This is a genomic window from Alteripontixanthobacter maritimus (assembly GCF_003340475.1).
In the GTDB taxonomy this organism is placed as follows: Bacteria; Pseudomonadota; Alphaproteobacteria; order Sphingomonadales; family Sphingomonadaceae; genus Alteripontixanthobacter; species Alteripontixanthobacter maritimus.
On the sequence record NZ_QBKA01000002.1, the window covers coordinates 1434816 to 1452695 of the forward strand.

At 60.4% G+C, this 17880-nt stretch carries 13 protein-coding genes, 1 pseudogene and 1 riboswitch; of the genes and pseudogenes, 5 read left to right on the forward strand and 9 right to left on the reverse strand.

Annotated features, from left to right (window positions below):
* Nucleotides 1–119 precede the first annotated feature (119 nt).
* The 4 genes from HME9302_RS07080 to uvrA all read right to left on the reverse strand — a co-directional run bounded on the left by HME9302_RS07080 (nucleotide 120) and on the right by uvrA (nucleotide 6358).
* Nucleotides 120–794 (reverse strand): hypothetical protein, encoded by a 675-nt coding sequence (locus tag HME9302_RS07080; RefSeq protein ID WP_147270784.1) that lies wholly within the window; start codon nucleotides 792–794, stop codon nucleotides 120–122.
* An 819-nt stretch (nucleotides 795–1613) separates the two neighbouring features.
* On the reverse strand, nucleotides 1614–3110 hold the full coding sequence (locus tag HME9302_RS13130; protein WP_147270785.1) for a hypothetical protein: 1497 nt from the start codon (nucleotides 3108–3110) through the stop codon (nucleotides 1614–1616).
* Nucleotides 3111–3198: 88 nt separating this feature from the next.
* Nucleotides 3199–3390, reverse strand: coding sequence for an excinuclease ABC subunit A (locus HME9302_RS07090; RefSeq protein ID WP_115366436.1), 192 nt, complete (start codon nucleotides 3388–3390; stop codon nucleotides 3199–3201).
* 52 nt (nucleotides 3391–3442) lie between these two features.
* Nucleotides 3443–6358, reverse strand: coding sequence for an excinuclease ABC subunit UvrA (gene uvrA / locus HME9302_RS07095; RefSeq protein WP_115366437.1), 2916 nt, complete (start codon nucleotides 6356–6358; stop codon nucleotides 3443–3445).
* A 441-nt stretch (nucleotides 6359–6799) separates the two neighbouring features.
* Between uvrA and HME9302_RS07100 the strand changes: the two genes are divergently transcribed.
* The 3 genes and pseudogenes from HME9302_RS07100 (at nucleotide 6800) to HME9302_RS07110 (ending at nucleotide 10655) form a co-directional block, all read left to right on the forward strand.
* Nucleotides 6800–7591: a lysozyme gene (locus HME9302_RS07100; RefSeq protein WP_230079911.1), complete on the forward strand. Its 792-nt coding sequence runs from the start codon at nucleotides 6800–6802 to the stop codon at nucleotides 7589–7591.
* The gene (locus tag HME9302_RS13270) at nucleotides 7566–8246 is read left to right on the forward strand and encodes a hypothetical protein (protein WP_181815708.1); all 681 of its coding nucleotides are present in this window, start codon (nucleotides 7566–7568) and stop codon (nucleotides 8244–8246) included. Before HME9302_RS07100 ends, HME9302_RS13270 begins: the two co-directional genes overlap by 26 nt.
* A gap of 774 nt (nucleotides 8247–9020) precedes the next feature.
* A pseudogene (locus HME9302_RS07110) lies at nucleotides 9021–10655 on the forward strand (M3 family metallopeptidase).
* On the opposite strand, the gene HME9302_RS07115 reads toward HME9302_RS07110, so the two are convergent.
* The 5 genes from HME9302_RS07115 to HME9302_RS07135 form a co-directional block, all read right to left on the reverse strand.
* Nucleotides 10652–10942, reverse strand: a complete 291-nt coding sequence (locus tag HME9302_RS07115; protein WP_115366438.1) for a GCN5-related N-acetyltransferase — start codon at nucleotides 10940–10942, stop codon at nucleotides 10652–10654. The pseudogene HME9302_RS07110 and the gene HME9302_RS07115 sit on opposite strands and share 4 nt — an antisense overlap.
* Before the next feature lie 5 nt (nucleotides 10943–10947).
* A complete protein-coding gene (locus HME9302_RS07120) occupies nucleotides 10948–11685 on the reverse strand; it encodes an ABC transporter ATP-binding protein (protein WP_115367563.1) in 738 nt (245 codons plus the stop codon).
* Nucleotides 11682–12647 carry a FecCD family ABC transporter permease gene (locus HME9302_RS07125; RefSeq protein WP_115366439.1) on the reverse strand — a complete coding sequence of 322 codons (966 nt, stop codon included), beginning with the start codon at nucleotides 12645–12647 and terminating at the stop codon, nucleotides 11682–11684. The genes HME9302_RS07120 and HME9302_RS07125 overlap by 4 nt, the downstream gene beginning before the upstream one ends.
* Nucleotides 12644–13402, reverse strand: coding sequence for an ABC transporter substrate-binding protein (locus HME9302_RS07130; RefSeq protein ID WP_115367564.1), 759 nt, complete (start codon nucleotides 13400–13402; stop codon nucleotides 12644–12646). The genes HME9302_RS07125 and HME9302_RS07130 overlap by 4 nt, the downstream gene beginning before the upstream one ends.
* A gap of 137 nt (nucleotides 13403–13539) precedes the next feature.
* Nucleotides 13540–15423 (reverse strand): TonB-dependent receptor plug domain-containing protein, encoded by a 1884-nt coding sequence (locus tag HME9302_RS07135; protein ID WP_115366440.1) that lies wholly within the window; start codon nucleotides 15421–15423, stop codon nucleotides 13540–13542.
* Between the two features lie 113 nt (nucleotides 15424–15536).
* Nucleotides 15537–15751: riboswitch (cobalamin riboswitch) on the reverse strand.
* Nucleotides 15752–15947: 196 nt separating this feature from the next.
* On the opposite strand from HME9302_RS07135, the gene HME9302_RS07140 reads away from it, so the two are divergent.
* A complete protein-coding gene (locus HME9302_RS07140) occupies nucleotides 15948–17153 on the forward strand; it encodes a cell wall hydrolase (RefSeq protein ID WP_230079912.1) in 1206 nt (401 codons plus the stop codon).
* Between the two features lie 139 nt (nucleotides 17154–17292).
* Nucleotides 17293–17622 (forward strand): hypothetical protein, encoded by a 330-nt coding sequence (locus tag HME9302_RS07145; RefSeq protein WP_115366442.1) that lies wholly within the window; start codon nucleotides 17293–17295, stop codon nucleotides 17620–17622.
* Nucleotides 17623–17880 lie beyond the last annotated feature (258 nt).

Genomic DNA, 17880 nt, shown 5'->3' on the forward strand with positions numbered 1-17880 from the left:
CCCCGCCGATGGTTCAGCCAAATCCGCAGTCCAGGCGCGTTAGCGGTACCCCCGACCGCTCCCCCAGCCCCTCGTCCAGCCAGACCCACAAATAAAATATTGTTGCGCCGCCGCGACACTTAACGCCTGCCCGAGCGCGATCCGCCGGCAGCCTGTTCGCGCATGGCGGCAGCGTACCAGCTCGTTTCGGTGAGGAAGCGCCGCTCGCCGCGTTCGGCCTCGCTGCCATCCGCACCCAGATCGACCACGCGTCCGGGCAAGGGCTCGCCGTCTTCCCAGTCGAGCGAGGCGAATTCGATCCGTTCGAGCAGCCGGTCCAGCGCCTCGCCCGAATATTCGCGCGCGATGGGGTGGCGGCCGATGCGCGCCGGGTTGTCGAGGATCCAGGTGGCCAGTCGCTCGTCGTAATGGCGGTGCGACCCGACCTGCTCGCCGTGATAGTAATCCGGCACTTCCACCCCGTTCACCGCGCGGTCCAGCACCGCATGGGCCAGCTGCTGCAACCCCGCCTCCAGCGCGACCTCCCACCCAAGGGCAAAGGGCGTGCCCTCCAGCCGGTTGCGAAGCTTGTAAGCGGACTGCCGGGACATGCCCACGCTACGCGCCGCCTCCTTCACCGACTGACACGCCGCCAGCTCCCGCAAAAACGCCACCATCTTCGCTCGCGTCCACTCATTATGGCGCGCCTTGCGCGCGGAGCCGGGATGCTTGGGCGACCCCCGCCCACCCCGAGCGGACGGGTCGGCAGAAGCGTTGTCGGAGGATCGGGCGGAAGAGGAGTCGCTGGACGGCATCGCGGTTCACCTGTGCGTGTGCGGAGGGGAACCGGGTGCGGTAATGTGTGCGGGGCGTGTAGGACAGGGGTGATTCGATGGCGACTTTGGGCCGATTGACGGACACAGTAACCGAATACTGCGCACGGTATAACATGGACGGATGCCCAATCAGCGAGCCGTATCTCCTGTATGAGCATTGGCAAACTATGTCATTTCCCTACGCCGCGAAACCAGGGTGCTACGCATTTTTCGACCAGGACGGGATATTGCTCTATATTGGCAAGGCATCGTGCGGAAGCACTATTGGAAGGCGGGTCGACACTTATTTCAGGTGGGGCATCAATAAACCGGCAAAACTTGGTCGTACCGGCTCTGCATCTTGGGCGGGAGAGCCAAGAACCCTTCATACCATACCCGTCGAGCAGGCTCACCAAGCCCCATCGCTGGAAGAATACTTAATCGAACATCTGCGGCCACCCGAGAACCAAGCCGGTCGCGCGGGTTAGCCGAGCCTGTTGGGGAGGATTATGCCTGGGTACAGTTATTTCCCTGCCGAGCGGGCCACATCTGTCACCGGCCGACGGGTTTTCGATTCGGGCAGAGCCTGAACTATACTGCTCCCAGTCGCCTATTGTAGCACAACAAACGGGCGGGCTTGCCCTGTTCGGGCTGGTGCTCGGAAGATTTCGCGCACGAATTAGCGGAGGAGTTGACGCGTGTTCAAAGGTTGGACAGTAGCTAGACTCACTTGTGCTTCTGCGGTCGAGCATCGGACATATTAATGAAATGTGCCTGTAGCCAGAAGTGGTAGTTGATAAGAGAAACATTCTTTTCCGACTAGGTCGATTGATTTGTTAATCGATCCCATTCCGCGGAAAATGTTACAGGAGTAAATTCTTGAAGTTCACTGCCGAACTCACTGTATATGAAATTAGCTAGGGACCATTGCGGGTATTCTCCTTCAGACTTTCGTTGAAAGATTTCTGCTATCGTCTTTTTGTTAGCAACATACAATGCGGCTTCAAAATCTGCCACGGGACAGAATGTCATAGGTATTTTATTAGGAAGTTTTGGATCAACGCCAACTCGTTGCAGGTCACGCGCTAAAGGCTCCAAAACCTCTCGCTCAACATGTACACCGAAAGATTGCCAGTCTTCCAATGTAACGACGGTCAGAAATACATCTTTACCATCCGGTTGCCAATGAGAATATCGACCGCATAACGCATCGGACAAAGTTTGATAAGCTTGCAGCGCGAAACCTCTAATTCGATCAAACTCTTTACGAATTTGCTCGCGATCCATCAGATCACTTATGCCTCGAAACCTTATCTGTGCCGCTTTAGCTTCTACAAAAAGGTGGCCTGTTTCGTCTGATACAATCCAATCTATAGAGTCCTTTCGACTTTTTTTAGCGCCATACTTTTGCTCAGGAAGTACTCGTAAATTCTCGCGACCAGCGGTATGCGCAACCTTTCCGATTAGGCCCTGAACTGCTGGACCAAGAAATTTTGAACCAGTATCTCCTAATTTTATAATGTCGAAATAGAGCCCGCTGGTAATTCTACGTAAAAGAAAATTTGTAATGGGGCAGAAGATTTTGCTATCTGATAGCCTTATAAGTGGATGACCTCTAAGAGGATTGAACGTGTAAGCCCAATTTACATTGTGCGATTCAAGCTCTTTATACTTTTCTCGAAGCGTAGCTATAGTATAGCTAAGCTCATTAATGTAATTGTTCATTTGTAAGTTCGACACGGAATTCAAACTATTTGACACTGGAACGTTCATGACTGGGCTATTGGTGAAATGGCCCGACAGCGCTACAGATATCTGAAATAGTTCAGTTACCGACATTCCAAATGTATCGCGGACTGCCGTAATCAAGCCCACCTGACGATAAAGCCAGTGGTAACGTGCGACATGCTCTTGATTTATACCTGTTTGCCAAGGAAATTGTCGGTGCGCTATTCTGATAAGCTCAAAAAGAACATCGTCATCTGGGCCGTCATGAGCACCGTAAATATCGTTCTCTGTCCGCTTTATCAAATTTATTGCTTTTGCTACGTCACTCCAATTTTTGAACTCTTTGCCTCCTTGCTCTGGACTATTTAAGATTATCTCACGGATAAGCGTCTCAAACTCCCACTGAACAATTCCATATTTCATGGCGTGTGACTTGGTAAAAAGGCGATTGATACGCAATTTATCTGGAAGTGGCCTGTTATAGTCCAAGAACTGCATAAAGCTGTAAGCCGCCTCCAGACCACTATACATATTAAATTGGCGAAGGTGGTTTCGAAGCGGCTTATACAAGCTGTAAGTGTTAGTCATAAACGAAAATCACCTGTGCTTCATCAAAACGATTTTACTAAAAATCTTTCGTTTTATAATTTATCTAAAAGCAAAGAAAACCCGGTCCTTAATACGCCGTCGCCTTCGCCCGCTCCAGCATCGGGATCAGATACCCCCCGGTATAGCTCCCTTCCACCTTCGATACTTTTTCCGGCGTCCCCTGCGCCACTACCTCACCCCCGCGCACGCCGCCGCCGGGGCCGAGGTCCAGCACGTGGTCGGCAGTCTTGATCACATCGAGATTATGCTCGATCACCATCGTTGACCTTCGGTCAGCTGCGCTTCCGACAAGGTCAGGACAGGGGCCATCGTCATGCAGCCGTTTCCGCCTGGCGGGTCAGTAGCGGGCCGAGATACTGGCCGGTGTAGCTGCGCTTCTCCTTGACGATTTTCTCAGGCGTGCCCTCGGCGACGATCTCCCCGCCCCTGACCCCGCCTCCGGGGCCGAGGTCGAGAATATGATCTGCCGTTTTTATCACATCGAGGTTGTGCTCAATGACAATGACCGAATTGCCCTGCTCCACCAGCCGGTGCAGCACTTCGAGCAGTTTGCGGACGTCCTCGAAATGCAGGCCGGTGGTCGGCTCGTCGAGGATGTAGAGGGTCTGGCCGGTGCTGCGTTTGGACAGTTCCTTTGCGAGCTTCACTCGCTGCGCCTCCCCGCCTGACAGCGTGGTCGCCTGCTGGCCCACCTTGACGTAGCCCAGCCCCACCTCGTTCAGCATTGCCATCTTGTCGCGGATGGGGGGGACGGCCTTGAAGAAGCCTTCCGCATCCTCGACCGTCATGTCCAGCACGTCGGCGATGGAGAGGCCCTTGAACTTCACTTCCAGCGTCTCGCGGTTGTAGCGTTTGCCGCCGCATTCCTCGCACGTCACATAGACGTCGGGCAGGAAGTGCATCTCGATCTTGATCAGGCCGTCGCCTTGGCACGCCTCGCACCGGCCGCCCTTCACGTTGAAGCTGAACCGGCCGGGCTTGTACCCGCGCGCCTTGGATTCCGGCAGGCCGGCGAACCAGTCGCGGATCTGGGTGAAGGCGCCGGTATATGTCGCGGGGTTCGAACGCGGCGTGCGGCCGATGGGCGACTGGTCGATCTCGATCACCTTGTCGCAATGTTCCAGCCCCGTGACCTTGTCATGCGCGCCGGCGATCACCCGCGCGCCGTTCAGCGTGCGGGCCGCGCTGGCATACAGTGTGTCGATGGTGAAGCTGGACTTGCCGCTGCCCGAGACCCCCGTAACGCAGGTAAAGGTGCCGAGCGGGATGGAGGCGGTCACGTTCTGCAGATTGTTGGCGCGCGCGCCGTGCACCGTCAGTTTCTTACCATTGCCCTTGCGACGCTTGGCCGGGATCTCGATCCTGCGCCGCCCGGTGAGGTAATCGGCGGTGAGCGATTTTTTCGATTTTAGCACTTGCTTCAGCGTGCCTTGCGCCACGATCTCGCCCCCGCGCACGCCCGCGCCCGGCCCGATATCGACCACGTGGTCGGCCTGGCGGATGGCATCCTCGTCATGCTCGACCACGATCACCGTGTTGCCGAGGTCGCGCAGGCGTTTCAGCGTTTCAAGGAGGCGGTCGTTGTCGCGCTGGTGCAGGCCGATGCTGGGTTCGTCGAGCACATACAAGACGCCCGAAAGCCCGCTGCCGATCTGGCTGGCGAGGCGAATGCGCTGGCTTTCCCCGCCGCTCAGCGTGCCGCTGGTCCGGTCGAGATTGAGGTAGTCGAGTCCGACATTGTCGAGGAAGCCCAGCCGTTCGTTGATTTCCTTCAGGATGGCCTTGGCGATCTGCTGCTGCTGCGGGCCGAGCTGCGCGTCGAGGGTGAGGAAGAACTCCTTCGCGTCGGACACGGACATGCGGGTGGGTTCGCTGATGTCGGTGTGCGCGACCTTCACCGCGCGCGCCTTCTCGTTCAGCCGTGCACCGCCGCAGGTTTCGCAAGGCTGCGCGGTCTGGAACTTGGCCAGCTCCTCGCGCATCCAGGCGCTTTCGGTTTGCAGCAGGCGGCGGTTCAAATTGCCGACCACACCCTCGAACGCCTTGTTCACAGTGTATTGTTTTCGCCCGTCCTTGAAGGTGAGCGGGACGCGCTTGCCCTTCGTGCCGTGGAGGATAACCGTGCGGCTTTCCTCGGCCAGGTCCTGCCACGGCGTCGTGAGGTCGAAGCCGTATTCCTTCGCCAGACTGCCGAGCACCTGCATGTAATAGGGGCTGGGCGGGTTGGACTTGGCCCACGGCACCACCGCGCCCTTCTTCAGGCTGAGCATTTCGTTGGGGACGATCAGCTGCGGATCGAACAGCTGTTTCTCGCCCAGCCCGTCGCATGTGGGGCAGGCGCCTTGCGGGGCGTTGAAGGAGAACAGGCGCGGCTCGATCTCCTCGATGGTGAAGCCGGATACCGGGCAGGAGAAGCGTTCGGAAAAGACGATGCGGTTGGCCGGCACGCCGGTGCCTTTCATCTTGTCGCCGGTATCCTCCTCGCCCTCGCGTCCCGGCACCACGCCGTCGGCCAGATCGACATAGGCCAGCCCGTCTGCCAGCCGCAAAGCCTGTTCGAAACTGTCGGCGAGGCGTGTTTCCAGCCCTTCCTTCACTGCCAGCCGGTCGACCACGACTTCCACATCGTGCTTCAGCTTCTTGTCGAGCTTGGGGCTTTCCTCAATCGGGTAAATCTCGCCGTCGATGCGTACGCGGGTAAAGCCGGCCTTCTGCCATTCGGCCAATTCGCGGCGATATTCGCCCTTACGCCCGCGGATCACCGGAGCAAGCAGATACAGCCGCGTGCCTTCAGGCAGTTCCATCACACGGTCGACCATGTTGCTGACCGTTTGTGCTTCGATCGGCAGGCCGGTCGCGGGTGAATACGGCACCCCGACGCGCGCCCATAACAGCCGCATGTAGTCGTAAATTTCGGTCACAGTTGCCACAGTGGATCGCGGGTTGCGGCTCGTGGTTTTCTGCTCGATGGAAATCGCAGGCGACAGCCCGTCGATATGCTCCACATCGGGCTTCTGCATCATTTCGAGGAACTGGCGCGCGTAGGCGGACAGGCTTTCGACGTAACGCCGCTGCCCTTCGGCATAGATGGTGTCGAAAGCGAGCGAACTCTTTCCGCTGCCTGACAGGCCGGTAATCACGATCAGCGCATCGCGCGGCAGATCGATGTTGATACCCTTGAGGTTATGCTCGCGCGCACCGCGTACGGAGATTTTTGTCAAAGCCATAGGTCGCGCGTGTTCCTGATGTGTTCGCTGAGGTCAAGGTTTGGGGATCAAGTTCTGTTGTCGAAGGGTCGGGGCTGATCCTGATATGCCTTCGTGCACACGCGACGGATGACGCCCATGCCGGTTCCTGAACCATCGAATAATGCCGAAAGCTGCATGTGGTGTGCGCATATTCGATTGCCAACCGTAACTTGTATCGTGGACCCCATAAGCCAACCCTGCAATGAAAGCTGGGCGAGGCTGACCCGGCCTCGTGCGACCTGGAAACTCGACCGAACCCAAGGCAAGCGGCGATTGAAGACGAGTTTTACTACCAACCGTTAACGCGAGCCGGTGAAGCGTGGACCGAATTGGGCTGGCGACCGTTGGGTAGGTAAGAAACAGGAAAACCATGCTTTTTATAGCGGTTATTCGAGAAACAATGATTTGGGGCAATAGCACATGGTCAACAAGACCGTAAAACCGAAACGGTTCAGCACGAGGCAGGCTTTTTCCCGCCGCCGGGACCGTGCCAGGGCGCTCATCAAGACAATGCGTGAACGCCGTCGCCAGAACCGGATGCAGCGGCGTCTGGCACCCAAAGCATCGATGCCGCGACGCATGTCGAAACGACGCAAGGCCACCCTGCTGGTGTCGGCCGGCGCGATGGGCATGTCGACCGCTGCGCAATATGTTCAGCCGATGCAGGTTACCACGATCGAACGCCAGGTAGCGTATTATGATCAGCTGGAAGAAACGCGTGTAGATGCAAGTGAATTACGAGCCAGCGAAGCCTTTAAGGAAGCGCTGATCGAAGAAGAAGGCGTTCGGGAAACGGTTTACCGCGATGTCGCTGGCTACCCCACTGTCGGAGTAGGTCACCTGGTTACGAAGGCCGATAATTTACGCGTCGGTGACCGTGTCAGCTACGACCAAATCCTGGATTTCCTAGAACAGGACCTAAAGGCGGCGGAGGCTGCCACCCAGCGTCTCGCTGGCGATCTGCCACTCTTCCAGCATGAATTCGACGCGCTGCTCGACCTTGTATATAATGTCGGTGAAGGCAACGTGTCGGAGCGAAAAAGCCCCAAGCTGAATACTGCTATCGCATCGGGCGATTATGCCGGTATTGCCGCTGAACTCGACTATCACCACGCCGGCGGGTCGAAGGCAAACGGACTGGTCAATCGCAGTGAGCGTCGCACCGCTATTTTTATGGACGCAAATTATGAGAACCCGCGCGAAGTGGCGTGAATTCGGTGTCCTAATTCCGGCGCTTCTTCTGGCCGGCTGCGGCATCTTTGCAGAACGTGACGACCACCAGTCAGAAGCAACAAAACCCGGATCGGCGCGCGAAAGCTTAGCTACCAATCTCGAACAGGCGCGCGAGGTCGAGGATTGTCTGGTCGTCGTTTGGGATGCCCAGGCCGACCGTGACGAGGACTTCGACCGTAGCAACGACACCGCCAATGGGGGGGCGATCTCATGCGCCACCGGCACCAGCCCGAGCCAGTTCGAAGCGGCACTGGCAGCGATCCGTGCAGCCGCACAATCGGGTGACAAAGCCCGTATCCTGCGTGAGATTGGGATCCCCCTGTTGTTCATCGACGCAGAGGGCAACCGGCGCGAGCTGACCGATCCGCAGCGGATCGAAGAAGCTTTCGACGAGGTTTTCGATGAGGAAACGTTAGGTGTTCTGCGGCGTTTGGAATTATCCGATATGGCAGTCGCGAAGGAGCAAGGCGCCTTTTTCGAACTCGGTTCGATCTGGTTGAGTGTCCCGGAACCGGGCGCGCGGCCGAAGCTGGTAACCGTCAATCGTCAGGCCTTGGGGGAGGCAGCGCAGGCCGCGAAACGCAAGGTCGATGACAATGCCGGACAGAGCGTTCCGATACGTCCGGACAGCTAATCGGCTCCATCTTCGGGTGGGCCGACTGCGCAGCGTCATATCGCACCGGGCCATGCTGCGTTCAAGAAAATGGTTTAAAACGATACTACACCGGCTACGCACAGCGTAGCGGCAATGTTTTGCAGGAGAGAGAATTTGTTGAAGACACGTCTGATGATGGCCACGGCCGCCGGTTCGCTATTGACCGGTTGCGCCACCGTAGGGACCGACCCGGTCAATATGCCTGCCGACGGCACCATGGACATGGCCCCGGTGCTCGACCTGTCGCAGGTAAGCAGTGGCACCGGCTATTTTGCCGACCGTTCGCAGCTTCCCTTCCACGCTCCTGATTTCACGCAGCTTTCCGATGATGATTTTGCCCCTGCCTTTGCACAGGCGATGGACATTCACGCTCAGGAAATCGCCCTGATCAAGAATAACAAGGCTGCACCGACATTCGCCAACACCATCGTTGCGCTTGAACAGTCCGGCGCCATGCTCGGCCGGGTCGGTACCGTGTTCTTCGCGCTGACTGGCGCAAACACCAACGATACGCTTGACGCGATCGATGCGGATATCAGCCCCAAACTGTCCGCGCATTACGACGGCATTATCCTTGATCCGGTCCTGTTTGCCCGGGTGAAGGCGGTGTACGACAATCGCGCCGCGATGGCGATGACCCCGGAAGACGCGGTGCTGCTGGAAGAAACCTACAAGGACATGGTTCAGGCCGGCGCGCAGCTGGATGGGCCCGCGAAGGAAAAGGTCAAGGCGATCAACACGCGCCTGTCCGTGATGACGACCGAATTTTCGCAAAAGCTTGCTGAGGCTACCAAGGATAGCGCGCTCGTCGTCGATACCCGCGCCGAACTTGCAGGGTTGAGCGATGCGCAAATCGACAAGGCGGCCAAAGCCGCTGCAGAACGTGGGATGGACGGTAAATATCTGATTGCGCTGCAAAATACGACGCAGCAGCCGCTGCTCGCAGAACTGGAAAACCGCGCTACGCGGGAAAAATTGTTCCGTGCCAGCTACAACCGCGCGGATCGTGGGGGCCCGGGCGATACCCGTTCCGCTATCGCCGAAATTGCCGCGCTTCGTGCAGAAAAGGCGGCATTGTTCGGCAAACCGGACTGGGCCAGCTACGTCATGTATGACCGCATGGCGAAAACGCCGAAAACTGCGCTCGACTTCATGACGCAGATGGTCCCCGCACTCGCCGCGACGCAGCGGCGCGAGGCCGCGCTTCTGAACGAGCAGATCAAGGCCGATGGCGGCGATTACGAGGTGAAGCCTTGGGATTGGTCGCGCTATGCCGAATAGGTTCGGAAGGCCCGTTACGATCTCGATGAAAACGCGGTAAAACCCTATTTCGAATTGACCAACGTGCTGGAAGACGGCGTATTTTATGCCGCTAACAAACTGTACGGCCTGAATTTCGAAAAGCGCACCGATCTTCCGGTCTACCACCCGACAGTGACCACTTACACAGTGTTCGACCGCGACGGCAGCGAGCTCGGCCTGTTCTATTTCGATCCGTTCCAGCGTGACAACAAGCGCGGCGGAGCCTGGATGAGCAATTTCGTGGATCAGTCCAAACTGCTAGGTACGAAACCCGTAATCTACAATGTACTGAACATTCCGAAGGCAGCCGATGGCGAACCGCAGCTGGTCAGCTTCGACAATGTCGGCACGTTGTTTCACGAATTCGGCCACGCGCTGCACGGGTTCTTCGCAGACCAGCGATATGCCAGCCTGTCAGGCACCGCGACGGCGCGCGATTTCGTGGAATATCCCAGCCAGGTGAACGAGATGTGGGCGACTGATCCTGCGATCCTCGCGAACTACGCCAAGCATCACGAAACTGGCGAGACTATCCCGGCGGAACTCATCGCCAAGATCGAGGAAGCTGCGACCTTCAACCAGGGCTACGCCTTGGGGGAAGTGGTCGAAGCCGCCCTGCTCGACATGAAATGGCATGCGCTTACTCCGGCACAGGCCCGCGCGATCGACACGCCTGAAAAGGTATCGGCTTTCGAGGCAAAGGCCCTGAGCGAGTTGGGACTGGAAGTCGCATTGGTGCCGCCACGCTATCGTAGCCCGTATTTCAACCACATCTTCTCCAACCCGGCGGGCTATAGCAGCGGCTATTATTCCTATCTCTGGACCGAGATGCTGGACCGAGACAGTCGTGAATGGTTTGCCGAGAACGGCGGGCTTACACGCGAAAACGGCGACCATTATCGCGCCACGGTGTTGAGCCGCGGCGGCACGCAGGACTATTTCGACATGTATCGCACGTTCGCGGGCCGCGAGCCCGACGTGACGCCGATGTTAAAAGCACGCGGGCTGATTGCCGATGATGGCGGCTCGGATGCAAACGCGGCCGCGGATGGCGCTTTGCCGCCACAAACGGTTGGCACCAATTAGAGCTTGCCGCGCCAGGCGAGACTGCGGCGGTTGAGTTCGGCGAGGTCTTCTTCATCCGCAACCGCCGCCTCGCCAAGCGCGATGGCCCGTTTAAGCTGAGCGTCGCTGGCGTTTCGGTAGGCCGGCGATGCTATCTGGTCGCGCCACTTCGCGCCGACTGCGTTGTCGAGCAGGATGCGCTGGAAACAATGGTCGAACCGCACCGGCCATTCGCGCTCCCGTGCGAGAGCGGGCATGGTTTCGCGGGTAAGCACGAACCAGCTTTCGACCAGTTTATCGTCTGCCATTTTGACTAAACCCCCGGACGCGCAACCAGTGCCTGCTGGCCGCCGTCGGACAGCCAGGTCGCTTCGACACCCCAGACTGCGCGCAGAACCTCAGGCGATAACGCGATGTCCGGCGGTCCGTCCGCCGCCAGTGCTCCGTTCGAAAGCACGATCACGCGGTCCGCATGGTTTCGCGCCAAGGCGAGGTCGTGCAGCACGATCACCACCCCGCGCCCTGCATCCGCCTGCAACCGCAAATGCCGCAGCAACGCCAGCTGGTGCGCGAGGTCGAGGGCGGCCAATGGCTCGTCCGCAAGGATCCAGTCCGGCTCTCCGGCGAGTACCCGCGCTAGCAGCACTCGCGCCCGTTCCCCGCCTGAGACTTGCGAGATCGGGCGCGATTGCAAGCCATGCAGGTCCAGCGCTTCAATAGCGCGGTCCACCGCTTTCTCGCCAATGTCGCCATGGGGCAACCGGCCAAGCTGGACGAGATTGCGCACCGACACATCCCACGCGATCTGGCCGTCCTGCGGCAGGTACCCTATCCGCTTCGCACGGTCGCGAGGCGCGAGTAAGGCGAGCGGCGTATCGTCCAGCATCGCCTGTCCGCTATCGAATGACAGCAATCCCGCCATGCCCTGAAGCAGCGTCGACTTGCCTGCGCCGTTCGGCCCGCAAATGGCGGTAATCTCGCCCTGTTCAAAAGCGACCGAGACGTCCGTCAGCCGCTTTGCCAGAATCAGATTTTGGCCAGATAATGTCATGCCAACCATCCAGCTTCGCTGCGCCGCATCCGCAGCAGCAGCCAGAGGAAGAACGGCGCGCCGATCAGGCTCAACGCGATGCCCAGCCGCAATTCCGTAACCAGCGGCAAGGCGCGGCAGGCGACGTCCGCCACCAGCACTAACAGCCCGCCTGCCAGCGCACTGGGTGTGATGAGCGAGCCCGGGCGGCGGTCCGTCAGCGGGCGCACCAGATGCGGCACGATCAGGCCGACGAAGCCAACGATCCCCGCCACCGCAACCCCGCTTCCCACCGTCAGTCCGATGCCGGCGATCAGCCACGCCTGCACGGCTGCCGGGTTCGTTCCCATCGACCGCGCCGCCGCGTCGCCCAGTGTCAAGGCATCCAACCCGCGCGCAGTAAGCAGAAGACACACAATGCCAGCCAGCGTCAGCGGCGTAGCCAGCCAGACGTCCCGCCATCCCCGATCGGTCAGCGCGCCTAGCAGCCAGCTCACTATTTCGCTCATGGCGAAGGCGTTGGGGGCAAGACTGATAGCGAAGCTGGTGAGCGTTCCGGTAAGGCTGGCTATCATCAGCCCTGCCAGCGTAAACAGTGCGATCCCGCCGGTGCGCCCGGCGATCAGCGCGAGCAGTGCCATGCCGGTGGCCGCCCCAACCAGCGCGAACAACGGAAGCGCCCACCAGATGCCCTGCAAGCCGAAATAAATGCTGGCAACCGCGCCCAATGCCGCGCTGGGCGCGATCCCGAACAGTCCCGGATCGGCCAGCGGATTGCGCAGAAACCCCTGCATGGCCGCACCCGCCGCGCCCATTCCCGCTCCGATGACTATGGCAAGGATGGAGCGCGGCAAACGCAGTTCGGCAAGAATAACTGCGGCGTTAGGTGTGCTTGCCGGATCGATCCAGACACGCCCAGCCAGCAGCGATAACGGAAACACGACAATCAGGAGGACGCCAAAAATTACGGCAGCGCGGCTCATGCGCCTTGCTCGCGGATGATCGCCAACCGCTGCGCCGCCCGAATGATCGTCGGGCCGCCACAATACAGCAGCGACGGCGCAAATTCTGCTGTTCGCATACCGGGAACAGCGGCCAAGGCCTCGTGCTGCTGAGCACGTTCCGCCCCTGCGGTCAGGAGCAGATCCGGCGGATCGGCCAGCAGGTTTTCGAGCGCCAGGAACTCCGCCTGCTCCATTCCGCGCTGCGCGCTATGGCTGAGGAAACCGGTCCGCTGCATGATTTGCGTCACGAGCGCGCTTTCGCCCGGCACGATTCCGCCCGGCTGCCACAATACGGCAGAGACCGGCTTGGCCTTTGCACTGGGCTGCGCTCGCGCCAATGCTCGGTCGATACGCGCGACAAGCCGCTCGCCGCGCGCCGGTTGCCCCGCAATGCGTGCGAGCTGGCGGATCTGCGCTATGCTGGTTTCCACGCTCGATGCGATCCCCAGCAATTCTACCTCGATACCCAGTTCGGCGAAGCTTGCGCGAGTGGCGGGCGGCAGGAACGTGCTAGCCACCACCAAGTCGGGATCAAGCGCCAACACCTCCTCCACCGTCCCTCCGGTCGCCGGAATGGCGCGCGCCGCTTTCAGGTCCATCGAGGTAGAGCGCGGATCGTGGCTGTAATGCGAAATCGCCAGCAATTGTCCCGGCTCGCTGACCTCGGCCAGAATGGCATCGGCGCACGGGTTCAGGCTGACAATGGTGGGGCGCGCTTCCGGCGGCGCTTCCATGCCCGGTCCGGTTTTCCCGCATGCCCCCAGCACCATCGTCATGCCCGCAAAAACAGGAATCCAGAGCCAACGCGGGATGCGCGCCGCACTGGATCCCCGCATTCGCGAGGATGACGCAATGAGAGGGGGGCCGATCCTCAGAACCGCGCCCTCACCCCGGCAAACCCGCCGCGACCCGCCGTGCCATAGCCCGCCGCCGTCTGGTATTGTTCGTCGAACAGGTTCTCGATGCGGCCAAACAGCTCCAGCTTCTCGCCTACCGGCAGCGCGGCGCGCAGCGTCACCATCTCATACCCGTCCAGCCGCAGGATATTGTCGGCGCGATCGAAACTGTCACCGACCAGGCGAATATCGCCGCCCAGCTTCAATCTGCCGAGCGGTACCTCCCAATCGGCTGAGAACGTCAGCGCGTGATCGGGTCGGCGGGCCAGTACATTGCCCTCGAAAGCCGAACCGGCCGTGCGGTTTTTGGTATCGAGATAGGTATAAGCGGCGAGCACTTCAAAACGCTCGCCGGGCCGGACACCCAGCTCCAGCTCCACACCCTGCGCGCGCACTTCGGCGATGTTGAAATATACGAAGCTTCCGTCGAATTCGATCTGGTTCTCGATATCCCGGCGAAAGGCTGTTACGCTGGCGAATACCGGATCGCTCCCGCTGCCGTAATCGAGGCCGATATCGAAGCTGCTGCTGCGTTCCGCTTCCAGCGCCGGATTACCGACAAACCCACCGAACAGCTGGTACAGGGTCGGGGCCTTGTAGCCTTCCCCGAAGCTGGCGCGGGCGCGCACATCTGGCGCGAACTGCCAACTGGCGTCCGCGCCAAAGCTGACCTCGCTGCCGAAGCTGTCGTAATCGTCGATGCGCACGCCCGCCGCCAGATGCACGCCGCCGGCGGTGTAATCGAGCTGGGTGTATGCGGCGCGCGATTGCTCGTCCGCAGGTGTGTCGAAGGTGCTGGCGAAGTTCGACCATTCGACATTACCGCCCGCGCGCAAGGTGAGCGCGTCGGTCAGTCTGCCCGCTGCACGCAGATCGATACGTTCGTTGTAACCGTCGAAACCGAATGGCCCGAATGCGCCGTCATTCTCACGTTCCGTATCGGCAAGCGAGTAGGAGGCGCTGACGTCCAGCGCCTCGAACGTCAGGTCCAGCGCGGCGCTGCCGGAATACTGGATCGTGTCTTGCGTATCGGCCGTATCGAAGGGCGGAAAATCGAATTCGAGTGCGCCGTCGGAATAGCGCCCGGCCAGCCGCAACGTGGCAAAATCGGTGATGGCGGCATAGGCGTTGACCCCGGCGCTGTACTGGCGAAACGCATCGTCTTCGGTCCCGGCAGCAGCGGCGCTAAAGCCGTCCGTGTCATAATATCCGCCATAGGCCGTCATGCCATAATCGCGCGTGCCGAAGCCGATATCGCCGGAAATATAGGTGGTGTCGCGGGCTCCATACTCGGCCGAGAGGCTGCCGCCCAAACCACTTTGCGCACGCGCGGTTTCGGCCAGAATGACACCGCCGATCGCCTGGCTACCCCAGATCACGCTGTTCGATCCGCGCAGGATTTCGATCTTTTCCAGATTGCCGGGCAACAGATTGCCGAAATCATAGCCGCCGCCGGGCGCCGCAGGATCGGCTACGCGCACACCGTCGATCAGCACCAGAACCTGTTCCGCCTGGCTCCCGCGTACGCGTACGCTGGTGGTGGCACCTACGCCGCCATTGCGCGTGATGGTGACGCCAGGCGCGCGTTCGAGCACACGGGTGATGTCCTCGCCCTGCACGCTTTCGATCTCTTCAAGATCGATGACCGTCACGGCCTGTCCGGTCGAGGTGATCGGAGACGGTTCACCGGTGGCCGTCACCGTAATTTCACGATCGGGCAGCTTCGCGCGGTAACCGACAGTGCGACATATATCATCGACGCACCTGGGACCTTCGACAGGGTCATAGACCCCATCCTGCGCTGCCGCAGGAACTCCAAGGGCCAATGACGATGTAAGTAAAAACAGATATTTACGCATGATATCTCCAATCAGGAACGACATTGATGCCGCTCATGATGGAGAGGCTGCGCACGAGGACTATCCCCGCATGCACAACGCACCCATTGCCCGCGATACACCCCGCCCGCCGGCTGAACAGCGCGTCATCGGCAGGTCTCCTGGCTCCCGGATCGTTGCATCGCGCCCCGCCTTCCCGGCCCACCCTGATGGATGAGCCAGTGGCTGATGGAGTGCGCGCTCCCCGGTCACAGTTGCGGGGGCAGCGGAGGCATCGACCTCACTTCCCTCTTAGGCTTCCGGCAAGCGTTCCCGCCCGCCATCGGCAACCCATGACACGCAGCGGGTATTAGTCGCGAGGCTGCGCGCGGACAAGTCCTGCAGGCAGGTTCATCGCTTTTTTACCGCGACATTTAAGTCCCCCTTGCAAGCTGTCCCGCTATCGGACGCTGGCGACGCGGTACAGCACATACGCGCGCAAACCGGCTACATCTCCGGCACGCTTGCTAACCCCCACCTTTGCCTCCCCCTCACCGGAGCCGTTCTTGCCGCAACCTACCGTCCCACAGCCGATGCTCTATGCCGAGGAACGCCCGCGCGATTTTGCGCAGCGTCTTGCGCGGGGCGAGCGTGGGATCGCGGGCAAGCAGCGTATCCGGCATCGCGGGCGGCGGTTGACCGCGCTGGCTGTAGCAATCGCGGTACCGGCCATGGCCTCCCCAGCGGACTGGCGCGCTCCGATGATCGGTGCGAACCTGAGCGCCAAAGCCGCTCCGGTCACGCCGATGCCCTTCGAAACCGCCGGATCGAGCTTTCCAGGTTCCGCCTTCTTCTATCTCGCAGACCCGCCTCGCATCGACCTTTCCGCCGCAAGGGCCGATTTGGGCACCCTGGATGGTGCGAGGCTGTCCAACGACTATAACGCAGCCAGCATACCGCCGCTCCTTTCCGAAAATGCAACAAGCGCCGGTCTGGTAACCGCTGCGGCTCGTTCCTTCCGGCAGCTCGGAAGCGGGACCGACAAGGCGCGCGCGCTGCAATGTCTGTCGCTCGCCATCTATTACGAGGCCGCCAGCGAAAGCATCGATGGACAGAAGGCCGTCGCGCAAGTCGTCCTCAACCGCGTGTCCCATCCGACCTATCCCGGCACTGTGTGCGGCGTGGTGTTTCAGGGCAGCGAACGGCGCACCGGGTGCCAGTTCAGCTTCACCTGCGATGGTTCGATGGCGCGCAAGGCCGGCCGCGCAAGCTGGAACCGCGCGCGCGGCGTTGCGGTACAAATGCTGGGCGGCGAGGTGTTCAAGCCCGTCGGTACGGCCACGCATTACCACACCACTTGGGTAAATCCGTACTGGGCCCCAAGCCTGGACTTCATTCGCACGATCGGCGCGCACCGGTTCTACAGATGGAAAGGCGCGGCAGGTCGCCTCGCCGCCTTTACCGGTTCCTATCGCGGCGGCGAACCGCTGGCCGCCCCCGCGCCTCGCCCCGCCCATAACCGCGCATGGGCGTCGGCCGATCAACCATCCCACACAGTCGTCCCCTCGGCGCTGACCGATCCGGTGGTGTTGGCGCAAGCTTACGAGGCGGCCCGCAAGCAAGCGGCAGCGGCAGTGAAGGACATCGCACCCGATCGCAACACATTGCCCGTTGCCACCCCATCACGCGCCGACGCAATCCAGCCGCAATCCGGCGCCGTTCGCCCCGAATATGCTGATAGCGGCCGCTGGATCGCTCGCCCGACCCAATAAGCCGGCCGAAACGGTGTGATTAACGCCTGCGAAACCGTGTGACGGAACGAAGGCTTAGCGGGTTCGCGCCTAAAGGGTGGCTACCGGCGGAACGAGTATCCCGCCATAATCGCACAAACCGAATTATAGGGTCTTACGTATGACGGTTCACTTCGCTGCTGCCCGTACACCCGAAGGTTCGCCCGTAGCGCGGGCCCTTTCGCGGCGCGCCATTGGGAAGCCAGCAAACGATAATGGCCCGGGCGATCTGCGGAACGCCGGCGGACGCAACGTGCTGAGCGCCGCTCTACGGCACTATGTGCGACATGGCGAGGCGGCTGCGCGTGAAGCGGCGGCACAGGCACGGCGCGCGCGGCTGGCAGGTGATGCGGGTGCATATCGTTGGTGGGCCTCGATCTGCCAGACGCTCGACCGGCGCTGCGCCGCCGAACTGGTGCAGGAAACGAGCGCTCCCAAAGCAGCGAGCTGACGCATTGGCGGAGCGCGCAGACCACTCGCGATACCTCTGCCAAGCGCGTTATTGAAACTGCGAACCAATTGCAAAGATAGTTGTTTTGCAACAGGCATTGCCGGTTGCATTCGCGTGGGCGCAAGCTTAGTCCAAGCGCAACAGCCGGCAGACCCCTTCGTGATGGCCTTTCGCGGAACCGGACGGGGTTTGCTGCACAATTTTTCTAAAGGCCCGGCCCTGCGCAGGATGCAGTTTCGGGGGTTCCGCGCAAGGTAA

Coding starts and splice junctions, on each gene's coding strand:
- HME9302_RS13270 (WP_181815708.1), top strand. CDS start 7,566: ATGAGAACCCGCGCGAAGTGGCGTGAATTCGGTGTCCTAATTCCGGCG.
- uvrA (WP_115366437.1), bottom strand. CDS start 6,358: ATGGCTTTGACAAAAATCTCCGTACGCGGTGCGCGCGAGCATAACCTC.
- HME9302_RS07120 (WP_115367563.1), bottom strand. CDS start 11,685: ATGACATTATCTGGCCAAAATCTGATTCTGGCAAAGCGGCTGACGGAC.
- HME9302_RS07115 (WP_115366438.1), bottom strand. CDS start 10,942: ATGGCAGACGATAAACTGGTCGAAAGCTGGTTCGTGCTTACCCGCGAA.
- HME9302_RS07100 (WP_230079911.1), top strand. CDS start 6,800: ATGGTCAACAAGACCGTAAAACCGAAACGGTTCAGCACGAGGCAGGCT.
- HME9302_RS13130 (WP_147270785.1), bottom strand. CDS start 3,110: ATGACTAACACTTACAGCTTGTATAAGCCGCTTCGAAACCACCTTCGC.
- HME9302_RS07135 (WP_115366440.1), bottom strand. CDS start 15,423: ATGCGTAAATATCTGTTTTTACTTACATCGTCATTGGCCCTTGGAGTT.
- HME9302_RS07130 (WP_115367564.1), bottom strand. CDS start 13,402: ATGGAAGCGCCGCCGGAAGCGCGCCCCACCATTGTCAGCCTGAACCCG.
- HME9302_RS07125 (WP_115366439.1), bottom strand. CDS start 12,647: ATGAGCCGCGCTGCCGTAATTTTTGGCGTCCTCCTGATTGTCGTGTTT.
- HME9302_RS07145 (WP_115366442.1), top strand. CDS start 17,293: ATGACGGTTCACTTCGCTGCTGCCCGTACACCCGAAGGTTCGCCCGTA.
- HME9302_RS07090 (WP_115366436.1), bottom strand. CDS start 3,390: ATGGTGATCGAGCATAATCTCGATGTGATCAAGACTGCCGACCACGTG.
- HME9302_RS07080 (WP_147270784.1), bottom strand. CDS start 794: ATGCCGTCCAGCGACTCCTCTTCCGCCCGATCCTCCGACAACGCTTCT.